This window comes from Cytobacillus purgationiresistens (assembly GCF_030813235.1).
GTDB classification, from domain to species: Bacteria; Bacillota; Bacilli; order Bacillales; family Cytobacillaceae; genus Cytobacillus; species Cytobacillus purgationiresistens.
Genome location: NZ_JAUSUB010000017.1, coordinates 1 through 13,469 on the forward strand (window position 1 = coordinate 1; position 13,469 = coordinate 13,469).

11 protein-coding genes are annotated in these 13,469 nt (G+C 40.9%); 3 read left to right on the forward strand and 8 right to left on the reverse strand.

The genetic code is table 11. The annotated features are described in order from the left end of the window. Positions 1 to 328 precede the first annotated feature (328 nt). The 5 genes from J2S17_RS17575 to J2S17_RS17595 all read right to left on the reverse strand — a co-directional run bounded on the left by J2S17_RS17575 (position 329) and on the right by J2S17_RS17595 (position 5,756). The gene (locus tag J2S17_RS17575) at positions 329 to 964 is read right to left on the reverse strand and encodes a TetR/AcrR family transcriptional regulator (protein WP_307477077.1); all 636 of its coding nucleotides are present in this window, start codon (positions 962 to 964) and stop codon (positions 329 to 331) included. A gap of 203 nt (positions 965 to 1,167) precedes the next feature. Then, complete coding sequence (locus J2S17_RS17580) at positions 1,168 to 2,307, reverse strand: acyl-CoA dehydrogenase (RefSeq protein ID WP_307477078.1); 1,140 nt, start codon at positions 2,305 to 2,307, stop codon at positions 1,168 to 1,170. 32 nt (positions 2,308 to 2,339) lie between these two features. Next, positions 2,340 to 3,470, reverse strand: a complete 1,131-nt coding sequence (locus J2S17_RS17585) for an acyl-CoA dehydrogenase (protein ID WP_307477079.1) — start codon at positions 3,468 to 3,470, stop codon at positions 2,340 to 2,342. Positions 3,471 to 3,689: 219 nt separating this feature from the next. After that, positions 3,690 to 4,541 (reverse strand): 3-hydroxybutyryl-CoA dehydrogenase, encoded by an 852-nt coding sequence (locus tag J2S17_RS17590; RefSeq protein WP_307477080.1) that lies wholly within the window; start codon positions 4,539 to 4,541, stop codon positions 3,690 to 3,692. A 27-nt stretch (positions 4,542 to 4,568) separates the two neighbouring features. Beyond that, positions 4,569 to 5,756, reverse strand: coding sequence for an acetyl-CoA C-acetyltransferase (locus tag J2S17_RS17595; protein WP_307477081.1), 1,188 nt, complete (start codon positions 5,754 to 5,756; stop codon positions 4,569 to 4,571). Positions 5,757 to 6,041: 285 nt separating this feature from the next. Here J2S17_RS17595 and J2S17_RS17600 point away from each other — a divergent pair, with 285 nt between their 5' ends. Next, complete coding sequence (locus tag J2S17_RS17600; protein WP_307477082.1) at positions 6,042 to 6,203, forward strand: hypothetical protein; 162 nt, start codon at positions 6,042 to 6,044, stop codon at positions 6,201 to 6,203. Between the two features lie 109 nt (positions 6,204 to 6,312). On the opposite strand, the gene J2S17_RS17605 is transcribed toward J2S17_RS17600, so the two are convergent. Beyond that, positions 6,313 to 8,421 (reverse strand): (Fe-S)-binding protein, encoded by a 2,109-nt coding sequence (locus tag J2S17_RS17605; protein ID WP_307477083.1) that lies wholly within the window; start codon positions 8,419 to 8,421, stop codon positions 6,313 to 6,315. A 236-nt stretch (positions 8,422 to 8,657) separates the two neighbouring features. Between J2S17_RS17605 and cls the strand changes: the two genes are divergently transcribed. Continuing rightward, positions 8,658 to 9,869, forward strand: coding sequence for a cardiolipin synthase (gene cls / locus J2S17_RS17610; RefSeq protein ID WP_307477084.1), 1,212 nt, complete (start codon positions 8,658 to 8,660; stop codon positions 9,867 to 9,869). A gap of 18 nt (positions 9,870 to 9,887) precedes the next feature. Further along, positions 9,888 to 10,844, forward strand: a complete 957-nt coding sequence (gene uvsE / locus J2S17_RS17615; RefSeq protein ID WP_307477085.1) for a UV DNA damage repair endonuclease UvsE — start codon at positions 9,888 to 9,890, stop codon at positions 10,842 to 10,844. Between the two features lie 83 nt (positions 10,845 to 10,927). Here the strand turns inward: uvsE and argS are convergent, their stop codons facing one another. Further along, the gene (argS, locus tag J2S17_RS17620) at positions 10,928 to 12,598 is read right to left on the reverse strand and encodes an arginine--tRNA ligase (protein ID WP_307477086.1); all 1,671 of its coding nucleotides are present in this window, start codon (positions 12,596 to 12,598) and stop codon (positions 10,928 to 10,930) included. Further along, positions 12,595 to 13,038 carry a YwiB family protein gene (locus J2S17_RS17625; RefSeq protein WP_307477087.1) on the reverse strand — a complete coding sequence of 148 codons (444 nt, stop codon included), beginning with the start codon at positions 13,036 to 13,038 and terminating at the stop codon, positions 12,595 to 12,597. Before J2S17_RS17625 ends, argS begins: the two co-directional genes overlap by 4 nt. Positions 13,039 to 13,469 lie beyond the last annotated feature (431 nt).

The window sequence follows — 13,469 nt, forward strand, 5'->3', positions numbered from 1 at the left end:
TGAAATGAAGGTGCCTTTCCCTTCAATTCATTTGTGACTTAAGACCTCGAGGGGCTAGCCACTGCAGCTGGACTATCAGAATGCGTAAGTGGCTCGACCAGCCCCGACAAGCTTAAGGCGCGAATGAAATGAAGGTGCCTTTCCCTTCAATTCATTTGTGACTTAAGACCTCGAGGGGCTAGCCACTGCAGCTGGACTATCAGAATGCGTAAGTGGCTCTACTTAACATAGGTAGACGTTCTCATGATGTTGGTTAGTCAAAATTTGTCTCAACTGATGTGTTATTCACAAAAACTTACTAATATTCAGTTAATAAAGCGCGGAGTTTTTACTCAGCTTTTACTGCTGGCTGAATGCCTTGAAACAATAAATCTGTCTGAAGATTAATATAATCATCAATGGTGTACATTTTTTGCAGGGACCAGCGGCGAAATGCCCACATTTGTCCTTGCACAAAAATATTATGAGCAATCATCTTCACCTTGTCTTCAGGCAAATCCAATTCTCCGTTTTCAATACAAAATTGAATGACATGCTCAAACATCGCAACCATTTCAATTTCTTTTTTCAGCACATAAGGTAAGGCGTCCTTTGATAAGGATTTAACCTCCTGATACATGACAAGCACTTCATCCTGCATACCATCTACCACTTTGAAGTAATCAGCAATTCCTTGTTTTAAGCTCAAGATGGTGCCTTGATTTTTATCAAGACCTTTCTGCAGACGTTCACGCACCTTATCATAAATACTGTCACAGACTAGATATAGCACATCTTCTTTTGTACCAATATACTCGTATAATGTGCCGATACTAAAACCTGATGCCTTTGCGATTTCTCTTGTTGTTGTCCGATGAAACCCTTTTTCGATAAAAAGGCTGACGGCACCCTTTATCATTTGATCACGTCTTTTTTTCACTAAACGCTCATCTTTAACTGAGGCCTGCACTTCACGTTTTTTCATTTTCTCCTACCGCCTTTATTTATCCCTTATCCATTATTTGTAATGTTCAAATGAACAACAGGAAATTGCAAAATTGGCCTTACCGCCCAAGATATCGTAATATCACGAATTTGAGTCGACTAAAATTCAATCTAGTGCCGATTCTAAAAAAACACTGATGATTACTCGCCTCTACAGTGAAGCAAGTAATCACCATTGCCCTTTTATTTTGTAATCATTCTAGAAATAACTAATCGTTGGATTTCTTGTGTTCCTTCATAAATTTGCGTAATTTTTGCATCACGCATATAGCGCTCTACTGGATAATCCTTTGTATAACCATAGCCGCCAAATACTTGCACAGCGTCAGTAGTAACCTTCATTGCTGCATCTCCAGCAAACAGTTTCGACATAGCTGATTCTTTTCCATAAGGGAGGCCTTCTGACTCAAGCCAAGCCGCTTGATACGTTAATAGTCTTGCTGCTTCGACACTTGTTGCCATATCAGCCAATTTAAAGCCGATGCCTTGTTGAGCGGCAATTGGCTTGCCAAATTGAACGCGCTCTTTTGCATAGCCTACAGAAGCATCAAGTGCTCCTTGAGCGATACCGACCGCTTGAGCAGCTATCCCATTACGTCCGCCATCAAGGGTCATCATCGCAATTTTGAAACCTTCTCCGACTTCACCTAACACATTTTCAACAGGTACTTTACATTCTTCAAATATGATTTCTGTTGTTGGTGAGGAACGAATCCCTAATTTCTTTTCTTTTTTCCCAACTGAGAAGCCTTCGAAGTCTGCTTCCACAATAAAAGCGGTTGTTCCTTTATGCTTGTTAGAAGGGTCAGTTAAAGCAAATACAACATAGATATCTGCTACTCCGCCATTTGTAATAAAGATCTTCGAACCATTTAATACGTAATGGTCACCTTCTAGGCGAGCTGTCGTTTTCATTCCGCCAGCGTCAGATCCGCTTCCTGGTTCTGTTAAGCCATAACCGCCGATTTTTTCACCCTGCGCCATTGGTCTTAAGTATTTTTGTTTTTGCTCTTCATTACCAAATTTATAGATTGGCCAGCCTGCCAGTGATGTATGAGCAGAGAGTGTCACACCTGTAGAAGCACATACTCTGGATAATTCTTCTACTGCGATACAGTATGCTAAATAGTCACTGCCAATTCCACCATACTCTTCTGGCCAAGGAATACCTGTTAATCCAAGTTCAGCCATTTTATCAAAGATTTCACGGTCGAAGCGCTCTTCTTCATCTCTTTCAGCTGCAGTAGGAGCTACTTCATTTGTTGCGAAATCACGCACCATTTTTCTAATCATTTCATGTTCTTCAGTCAGTTGAAAATTCATGATTCATCCTCCATCGCCCATCATTTTGATTATTATAGTTGTTTGCTGATTACCAATCTTTGAATCTCACTTGTACCTTCATAGATTTCCGTAATTTTTGCGTCACGGAAGTATCTTTCGACTGGATAATCCTCTGTATAGCCATAGCCGCCAAACACTTGAATCGCCTCAGTTGTTACTTCTACTGCTGTTTTTGATGCAAATAGCTTAGCCATTGATGCTTCTTTACCACATTTCATACCGTTTTGGCGCAGATTAGCCGCACGATAGATTAATAGTTTTGCTCCTTCAACTGCTGTAGCCATGTCTGCAAGCTTAAAGCCGATGCCTTGCTGGACAGCGATAGGCTTGCCAAATTGAACCCGTTCCTTCGCATACGCTGTTGCTGCTTCAAGTGCCGCTTCTGCAATGCCCAGTGCTTGAGAAGCTATACCAATGCGGCCGACATCAAGGTTGGACATAGCAATTTTAAAGCCTTCTCCCTCTTGTCCGAGTAAGTTCTCAGCAGGTACTTTCATATCTTCAAAACTTAATTGCAGCGTTCTTGAACCATGCAGTCCCATTTTATGCTCATCTTTTCCGATGACAAGCCCCGGAGTATCTTTTTCAACGATGAATGCTGAGATGCCTTTACTTCCAAGCTCAGAATTAGTTGTAGCAAATACGATGTAAACATCTGCTTCTCCACCATTCGTAATGAATACCTTCGAGCCGTTGATGATGTAGTGATCACCGCTTTTAACTGCTTTTGACTTTAAGCTGCCGGCATCTGACCCTGCACTTGGCTCAGTTAAGCAAAAAGCACCCAGATATTCGCCTGAAGCAAGCTTTGGCACATACTTCTGTTTCTGATCTTCAGTTCCAAAGTATACGATTGGGTTCGTTCCAACTGATGTATGAACAGATAGGATTACACCTACAGTCGCACTTACTTTTGAAATTTCGTTAATTGCGATGATGTAGGAGGTCAAATCCATTTCAGAACCACCATATTGTTCAGGGATAGGAATGCCCATTAAACCGAGCTCACCCATCTTCTTCAAAATCTCACGGGGAAACTCGCCAGCCTCCATTCTCTCAACAAAAGGGGCAATCTCCGTCTGTGCGAAATCCCGCACCATTTTTCTCATCATTTCCTGCTCTTCTGTAAATCTTAGATTCATGTTAAAAACCTCCGATGTCGTATGGTCGCATTGATTATTTAAGAAATTATAGAATAAAAAGTTGTGAATAGCTTTTTTAGTTTTTGGTCTACATCCAGCTACAGCCCCTACCCCCTCGATGGTCTAGGGAAATCCTCCCAGAAAGGTAAGGAACACCTTTCCGCGAGTCTCGTCTTATGCTATGCCTGAGGGTAACCAATATGCCCCGCGCTTTTGCTCTTATTCGTAAACGTAGAAGCCTCTGCCTGATTTCTTACCGAGCCAGCCAGCTTTCACATATTTTCTTAATAGCGGACATGGGCGATATTTATCATCACCAAAGCCCTCATGCAATGTTTCCATGATGTAAAGACAAGTATCCAGGCCAATAAAGTCGGCCAATGTTAATGGCCCCATTGGATGATTCATGCCAAGCTTCATGACTTCATCAATCGCTTCTTTAGTCGCTACACCTTCATAAAGTGTGTAAACGGCTTCATTAATCATTGGCATTAATATGCGGTTAGAAACGAACCCTGGGAAGTCATTCACTTCTACAGGAACTTTTTTAAGATTATTGGTCATTGTTTCGATGGCTTCGTATACCTCATCTGCTGTTGCAAGTCCTCTGATAATCTCAACAAGCTTCATGACTGGCACTGGATTCATAAAATGCATGCCAATGACTTGCTCAGGACGCTTAGTTGCCGCTGCTATTTCCGTAATTGGCAGCGATGAAGTGTTACTTGCAAGAATGGCGTGTTCTGGAGCGATCGCATCTAAGTCACTGAATATTTTCGTTTTGATTTCCATATTCTCAACAGCCGCTTCAATAACTAGATCAACTGCTTTTGCATCTTGCAATGTTGTAGAAGGTGTAAGTCGGGAAAGGACCTCGTCCATCTCCCCTGCTGTCATCCTTTCTTTGTCTACTTGACGTGAAAGATTCTTATTAATTACACCTAAGCCGCGCTCTACAAAATCCTGCTTCAAATCATTTAAATACACATTGTATCCTGCTTGCGCACATACTTGAGCAATCCCGGAGCCCATTTGTCCTGCACCGATAACCATTATTTTATTAATTTCCATTTTGATGTCCTCCACTTCTATCTTTAATTAATGCTTTGGCACTTCAATCATGATGGCATCTCCCTGGCCTCCACCAGAGCAAATCGCAGCAATCCCTATTCCGCCCCCACGACGTGTAAGTTCATGCATTAATGTTAAAATAATTCTCGCCCCACTTGCGCCAATTGGATGACCCAAAGCAACCGCTCCACCATTTACATTCACTTTTTCACTATCTAGGTTAGCAATTTTTCCGCTTGTCAGTGCAACTGCCGCAAAGGCCTCATTAATTTCAAAAAGATTGATGTCTTCTAAGGCTTTACCCGTCTTCTTCAACAATTCATTAATAACAATCCCAGGTGTTTGTGGAAAATCCTTCGCCTCCACTGCAACTGCTATATGTCCTAAAATAATTGCACCGATTTTTTTACCTTCCTTCGCCGCACGTTCCTCACTCATTAGTACGAGGGCCGCTGCACCGTCATTCACACCCGGTGCATTCCCAGCTGTGATCGTACCCCCTTCTCCAAATGCCGAGCCCAGCTTTGCAAGTCTTTCTAGAGAAGTATCTTTACGCGGTGATTCGTCCACAGATACAATGACTGGATCTCCTTTTCTTTGCGGGATTTCTACTGGTACAATTTCTTCTGCTAGTTTGCCAGATACAGTTGCTTGAATAGCAAGCTCATGACTTCTTAAAGCCCATTTATCCTGTTCTTCTCTGCTAATATCAAAAGCTTCAGCTGTTTCATTCCCATAAGTGCCCATGTGAACGCCGGTAAAACTGCAGCTCAAACCATCTAGTGTCATTAAATCCTGTACCTTGCTGTCACCCATTCTTAGGCCCCAGCGTGCTTTAGGCAAAATATATGGCGCGTTGCTCATAGACTCCATTCCGCCTGCAACAATCACCTCTTCATCACCCGTACGAATGATTTGGTCTCCTAGTGTGACACTCCGCATTCCAGAGGCACATACTTTATTGATCGTTTCTGTTTTGACTTCCCAAGACAGCCCAGCCTTCCTCGCTGCTTGACGTGATGGGATTTGTCCTTGACCGCCTTGCAATACGGAGCCTAATATAACTTCACCGACATCATCCGGGTTTACATCTGCGCGGCTAAGCGCCTCTTTTACCGCAATCCCACCTAGATCTGATGCAGTTAGCGTGCTAAGCCCTCCTGCAAATTTTCCAAACGCAGTTCTTGCCCCAGCCAAAATAACCGTTTTACCCAATAGTACCCTCTCCTCATAAACTTTCAATTTTTAATTATCGGAATTTAAAATCGATATATATTTTATCTCTTTAAACAGTTTCTTATAGCAACTGACTGACTGACTGAACGCTCGCTCAAGATCTATGCAAACAAAAAGGAGATAAATTCTCCTTTCCTATTTGTGAAAGCGCTTTATTTATTTCTATTTTACATTAAAAAGAAGAGGAATTGAAACAATTTGCTAAAAATTCATAAAAATTATTTTTTTGAATTTTTATAAATGTCCCAACTCCTCCTAAATTTTATGAAGCAAGAAAGTATAAGTTTTTATTTTAGAACAATGTCTAGCTCAGATCCTATCGCTCACCGTGTTTCCTTTATCGAAAGAACAAGCCCATCTGCGTCCTCTGGCCGACAGGATGTGGGTCATGCAGACGTTGCCACAGGATTAGGAATTCTTCGATAGCATTCGCATCTCACAACCAAAAGTGTTAGCTTTTGAGAGGACATGCAGCTCTTAGTCTGCATTCATTCATTCATTCATTCATTGACCATGGCCTTGCTTGCGGTTCATCTTATGAAGCGAGTGTTTGTTCTCCGATAACAGCTTTTTCAAGAATCTCAGCAACATCATACGTTTGTACTGACTCTTCTACTTCCTTCGCTTTTGTTCCATCTGACAGCATTGTTAAGCAATACGGACATCCAGAACTGATCACTGAAGGGTTAACTGCCAATGCTTGCTCTGTACGGGAAACATTGACACGATTTCCTGTTTCTTCTTCCATCCACATTAAGCCGCCGCCAGCTCCACAGCACATGCCTGTTTCGCGATTTCTTTCCATCTCAACAAGTTTCACGCCGGAAATAGCCCTTAGGATTTCACGCGGTGGATCATACACTTCATTGTAGCGCCCTAAGTAACAAGAATCATGGAACGTAATCGTTTCATTGACCTCATATTGCGGCTTCAGTTTGCCTTCTTCCACAAGCTTCGCCAGCAACTCCGTATGATGATAAACCTCTGCTTCTAAGCCGAAGTCAGGATACTCATTTTTGAAAATATTATAGGCATGCGGATCAATTGTGACGATTTTCTTCACTTCATTTTTTTCAAACTCTTCTATATTTTTCGTTGCAAGCTCTTGGAATAAGAATTCGTTTCCTAAGCGTCTCGGTGTATCACCAGAGTTCTTCTCTTTGTTGCCGAGTATCGCAAATTTCACGCCTGCTTCATTTAACAATCTAGCGAAAGATAACGCAATTTTCTGGCTCCGGTTATCGTAAGAGCCCATTGATCCTACCCAGAATAAGTATTCAAATTCTTCACCAGATTTTTTCATTTCTTTAATCGTTGGCACTTGAACATCCTCGCGTGCGTCTCTCCAATCTTCACGTTCTTTACGGTTTAATCCCCAAGGATTACCTTGACGTTCAATATTGGTCATTGCGCGCTGTGCATCTGCATCCATTTTTCCTTCTGTCAATACAAGATAGCGACGAAGGTCCATGATTTTGTCAACATGCTCATTCATAACCGGGCATTGATCTTCACAGTTACGGCAAGTTGTACATGCCCAAATTTCTTCTTCTGTTATTACTTCACCAATTAAGCTAGGGCTGTATTGAAGACCTGCAGCTGCTTCCTCTGCACCTTGTCCACCGGTGGCTAAAGCCAATTGATTGCCTTTTGTATTTGAAAAGGCGAACGTTGGAACCCAAGGCTGTTTTCTTGTTACTGCTGCCCCATGGTTCGTTAAATGATCACGCAATTTTATTATTAAATCCATTGGTGATAGCATTTTACCTGTTCCTGTTGCTGGACACATATTTGTACAACGACCACATTCTACACATGCATAGAGATCAATCATCTGCAGCTGAGTGAAGTCGTCGATTTTCCCAACCCCGAAGGACTCTTGAGTCTCATCTTCAAAATCGATTGCTTTTAATTTCCCAGGATTGTCAAGACGATTGAAGTAAACATTGACCGGTCCTGCAATTAAATGCGCATGCTTGGATTGCGGGATGTAAACAAGGAATGCTAATAGGAATAGTAAGTGAATCCACCATGCTACATAGAATACTGCGATAGATGCCGTTTCACCAATCCAAGTAAGTGCCAATGCAAACACTGATGCAACCGGCTCTGTCCAAACTGGATCATGTCCATGCCAAATCATGCTCATCCCATTTCCTAATAGCACAGAAAGCATTAAGCCTCCAATGAATATCAAGACAAGTCCTGATTTAAATCCTCTTTTCAAACGAACGAGCTTTTCAATATATCGGCGATAAAAAGCCCAAACAACAGCAACTAATATCGTTAATGTAACGATCTCTTGGAAAAACGTAAATGCTGGATATAATGGTCCAAGCGGCAGATGGGCACCTGGGCTGATTCCTTTAATAATAAAGTCAATCGCACCAAATTGGACTAGAATAAACCCATAAAAGAACATAACGTGAATGGCGCCGCTTTTCTTATCCTTCAATAATTTTTTCTGACCAAATACATTTACCCAGACTTTGTTCAAACGCTCTTTGACATTGTTAACAAAATCAGTCTTTTTGCCAAGCTTGATATAAGCCATTCTTGACCTTAAAAGGTACACAAACAGACTAATAGCGTAAGCGATTACAAGAATCGTTGCAATTAAGTTAATCCATAATAAAACGTTCATGTTGTCAGTACTCCTTCCTGGTATAAAAGTCGGTAGCTGAAAGCCTTTTCATTTCCGAGAAAATTTCAACACGATAAAATTTTCTGAATTTAAATCTTAGTACCATTATATAATGAATGAGCATTCAGTCAACTAGTTTTTATTTATTTATGCTTATTTTCTTTGGATGTTTTAAGCGATAATAGAAAAAGCATCTGTGGAAATACTACTAAGAAACACTTAGGGAGATGATCAAGTTGGTAATTCGAATAATGATTGCGGTCATCTTGCTGGCAATCCTTTTTGCTATTGCTTTGTATATTGACTATATTTTGGGCCGTAAAAGCCACTTAAAATCCGTCAGGCGAGCGACCCCCTCCTCTTCTGAAAGTAATATGACGATATTTGCGGACGGACCTTCGTTATTTACTGAGCTTTTTGCTGAACTGAAACAAGCGAAAAGCCATATCCATGTCTTATTTTATATTGTAAAAGATGATGGAATAGGCCAAGACTTTTTAACCATTTTAAAAGAAAAAGCGAGTGAAGGTGTGGAAGTCCGGCTCCTGCTTGATTGGGCAGGTAGTTTACCGATTATTCTGAATAAGAAGCTTAAAAAAGATTTAAAAAGTCATGGAATCGAGCTTGCTTTTGCCAATTCACCAACGTTTCCCTTTCTATTTTACAATGTCCAAGCAAGAAATCATAGGAAAATCTCAGTTATCGACGGAAAATTCGGATATATCGGCGGGTTTAATGTAGGTGGCGAGTACATAAATTTGGATCCAAAGCTCTCTCCATGGAGGGATTATCATTTAAAATTATCCGGTGAGGGAGCGATCGATTTACAAAAAGTATTTTTGTCTGACTGGAAAAAGGCAGCAAAGATTGATTTATTGCATGACGTTAGCTATTTTCCTCATGCTGAAAAAGGAATGATTAAGCATAGGATAATTCCGACAGATGCAGCTTTTTTGGAAGAGCATTATTCCCAGTTGATCAAAGATGCCAGCCAAACGATCGACATTGGTACACCCTACTTTATTCCAGGGAAAAAGCTATTAAATAATTTACTCTCAGCAATTGGCCGCGGCGTAAAAGTAACGATTTTAATTCCTTATACAAGCGATCATATTCTTGTGAAAGAGGCTTCGTATCCTTATCTGCGAAAATTAATTCAAGCAGGTGCAGAAGTATACGAATATAAATATGGATTTTATCATGCAAAAACAATGATAGTTGACAATGTGGCCGTAATTGGCACAGCCAATTTTGATAAAAGAAGCTTTTTTCTAAACTATGAAATCAACTGCTACATTTACGATGAAAGCTTTCATGCCCAATTGAATGAAATTTATAAAAAGGATGTCAGCAAAGCAACCTTGATCTCTTTACAAGATATTACTGGTTTTAGACCAATTAGAAAAGGTAAAGAACTTGCGGCGCGTTCCTTATCCTTATTTTTATAGACTGGATGGTGCCTTTCCTTGAGAATAAGATTCGGTTATGTGTCCCAAGCCATAACCTTGTGGGATGCTTCCCCTTCAAAAACACTTACTTTCGCTCGCTATCAACAATTGAAAGAAGAAGAACGTTTGGATAAGCTAAAGGAAATTACTTCGTTAAATTTGGACCATACGCTCAGAATGCTGCACTATAATATCGCTCATGAAATCGAGCTCTATCGGTTCTCAAGCTCTATTGTTCCACTCGCTACGCATCCGGAGGTTATGTGGGATTTCACCACTCCCTTTCGTGAAACCTGGCAGGAAATCGGTTCTCTCGTAAAGAAGCAGCGTTTACGCGTCAGCTTTCATCCGAATCAATTCACGCTATTTACTTCCCCCCGTGGAGAAGTAACAGCCAATGCCGTCACCGATATGAGCTACCATTTTGGAATGCTTGAAGCGATGGAGCTTGAAGACAAAGCCATTATTAATATTCACATTGGGGGAGCTTATGGAGATAAGCAAGCAGCGATTGAGAGGTTTCACGAAAATCTTCAAACTCTCCCATGCCGTATTAAGCAGCAAATGACACTTGAAAATGATGATAAGACATACCATGCTGACGAAACCTTAGCCGTTTGTGAAAAAGAAAAGATCCCGATGATATTCGATTATCACCACCATATGGCTAACCTTGGTACACTTTCACTTGAGGATTTATTGCCTAGCGTTTTTGCAACATGGAAGCATACCGGCTTATTGCCAAAAATTCATATTTCTTCACCAAAATCTGAAAAAGCCTTTCGTTCACATGCGGATTTCATAGAATTGGATTTTATCAAACCTCTTCTAAGTGCGCTAACGAAAATAAATACAGATGTTGATTTTATGATTGAGGCAAAAGCAAAGGATCAAGCAATGCTAAAGCTCGTGGAGGATATTAGTTCCATTCGCGGAATTAAACGTATCAGCGGCGGGGCTGTGGAATGGCGGTAGGCAAGGTGTATAGTGTAATCTCGGTTAAAGAGCTAAAATAAAGAAGGCCAGTGCCTTTGTAGGCACTGGCCTTCTCTATGAAATTACATTTTATCTGGAGCAGACACACCGATTAAAGATAGTGCATTTTTCAAAGTTGTTTGCACTGCTTTGATCAAAGCAAGTCTCGCTTTTGTTCTTTCAGGATTTTCTCCGTCCAGTACTTTCTCCGCATTGTAGAAGCTGTGGAAAGCAGATGCTAAGTCATAGATATAGTTTGTGATTCTGTGAGGCATACGTTTTTCTGCCGCTTCACCTACAGCTTGAGGGAACTCACCTATTTTCTTCAAAACATCCAGTTCCTTCTCTGCACCAATCAAGGAAATATCTGCTTGTTGATCTACCACAAATCCTTGCTCTTCCCCTTGTCGTAAAATACTGGAAATACGCGCATGTGCATATTGTGCATAGTAAACTGGGTTTTCATTTGATTGTGATACAGCCAAATCAAGGTCAAAGTCCAAATGTGTATCTGCACTTCTCATCGCAAAGAAATAGCGAGTGGCATCTAGCCCAACTTCCTCAACAAGGTCACGCATAGTTACAGCTTTACCTGTCCGCTTGCTCATTTTCATTTTTTCCCCGTCTTTATAAAGGTGTACAAGCTGAATAATTTCAACTTCAAGTGCATCCTTTTCATAACCAAGTGCTTGAATTGCTGCACTCATACGCGGAATGTATCCGTGATGGTCTGCACCCCAAACATTGATGATTTTTTCAAATCCGCGCTCCAGCTTATCCTTGTGATAAGCTACATCCGGTGTTAAATATGTGTAAGAACCGTCGTTTTTAATCATGACACGGTCTTTGTCGTCACCAAATGTTGTCGAGCGGAACCAAGTAGCACCACCTTCTTCAAAAATATGACCATTCTTGTTTAAAGTCTCAAGTGCAGCATCAATTTTCCCATTATGATAAAGCGAAGTTTCTGAATACCAAACATCGTATGGCACGCGGAAATCTTCCAAATCGTTTTTAAGCTTTTCCATTTCGTATTTTAGGCCGTATTCACGGAAGAAGTCGAAACGTTCCTTCTCGTCCACGTTGACATACTTATCGCCAAATTCTGCAGCCAGGTTTTTACCGATGTTGATGATGTCTTCTCCTTGGTATCCATCTGCTGGCATCTCTTTTTCCTTGCCCAGTGCTTGGAAATATCTCGCTTCAACAGAAAGTGCCAGGTTATTAATTTGATTACCTGCATCATTGATATAATATTCACGCGTTACATCATATCCAGCTTTCGCCAATATATTTGATAAGGAATCTCCAACCGCTGCTCCGCGGGCATGACCAAGATGAAGGTCGCCGGTCGGATTAGCAGATACAAACTCAACCTGAAGTTTACGTCCCCCGCCAATTGCTGTTTCCCCATACTTATCGTCAGCTTCCAGAACAGCTGGAATCAATTTCGTTAAGTAGCTGTTATCCATATAAAAATTAATAAATCCTGGTCCGGCAATCTCGATTTTTTCAATAGAAGCTTTAGAGCTATCAAAGTTTGCTATTAACGCTTCAGCAATCATACGAGGCGCTTTTTTTGCAACACGTGCAAGCTGCATAGCCATATTTGTGGAGTAATCGCCATGTGCCTTTTCTTTCGGTATTTCTAAAATGACATCAGGGATTTGCTCTGCTGTAGCCAACCCGGCTTTTACAACTGCATCTTTAATTTCTTGCTTTAAATTGCTTTGTACTTGTTCAACTATGTTCACTTTGTTTCCTCCTCAAACGTGATTGCCAAATGATACGTACCAGTTTGTGACCCTTGCATCTTCATCTCATACATTAGATCAATTGACCCCGCGCGAGACTCTTCTTCAAAGATGTGGACCATTCTTTTCGCTAGTGTAACCATCTCAAAAACGCCATAGGGAGTTTCATAGCTCCCTCTCAGCTTTTTATTCATCTTTAATGGAAGCCTCATTTTAATATGGCCACTGCGCAAAATAAGCGCTTCATTATCAGACATCTTTATTATCGTTTTAATCTTCCCATCTTCCATTGCTTCCTCATACTGAAGAAAACGGGAGGTGTCTTTTTTATAGTATCGTCCAAACGCAGTCAATTCAAAAGTCTCTTTATCTTTTCCATTGCGTATGTCCGTTTTTACTTTAATCTTTACAGATACATGTTCAACTGGACCAATAGACAACGGCCGCACATCCTTTTTATTTGCCTTTAGTATCAGCAAATTTTCTATAACCTTATTATTATAAAACAAAATGAGGTTTGCTTCCAGTCGGGAATTAGAAGCGACCCTAGATTATTACTTCTCTATTGGAAAACGACATTTTCCCACTTTTATTTAGGAGGCTTGAAGCAGATTGTGCAATATTTAAATTGTAGAGTAATCATATGTTGGTGTATTCCCAATATTTATTTAGGTAATGGTAGTTACTGCCCTTGCTTTTGTGATTTTGCATGGGGGTTCTGTAAACGCCTGTTTCTTCCCTGTCTTCTGCTGTTTGGGTGGGGAGTTGTCCGGTGTAGGAGATCGCAAGGCTGTTTTCGTATACTTTGTTGCTTTTCGCAGGTAGTGGTTGATTTCCTCTCCAGGGGGCTCGCTTTCCGCGGGGCGAGCGG

Bases quoted from the DNA above. Each gene is read 5' to 3' on its own strand.
- J2S17_RS17605 (WP_307477083.1), bottom strand. From the start codon at position 8,421: ATGAACGTTTTATTATGGATTAACTTAATTGCAACGATTCTTGTAATC.
- J2S17_RS17585 (WP_307477079.1), bottom strand. From the start codon at position 3,470: ATGAATCTAAGATTTACAGAAGAGCAGGAAATGATGAGAAAAATGGTG.
- J2S17_RS17590 (WP_307477080.1), bottom strand. From the start codon at position 4,541: ATGGAAATTAATAAAATAATGGTTATCGGTGCAGGACAAATGGGCTCC.
- J2S17_RS17580 (WP_307477078.1), bottom strand. From the start codon at position 2,307: ATGAATTTTCAACTGACTGAAGAACATGAAATGATTAGAAAAATGGTG.
- J2S17_RS17575 (WP_307477077.1), bottom strand. From the start codon at position 964: ATGAAAAAACGTGAAGTGCAGGCCTCAGTTAAAGATGAGCGTTTAGTG.
- J2S17_RS17600 (WP_307477082.1), top strand. From the start codon at position 6,042: ATGAAGCAAGAAAGTATAAGTTTTTATTTTAGAACAATGTCTAGCTCA.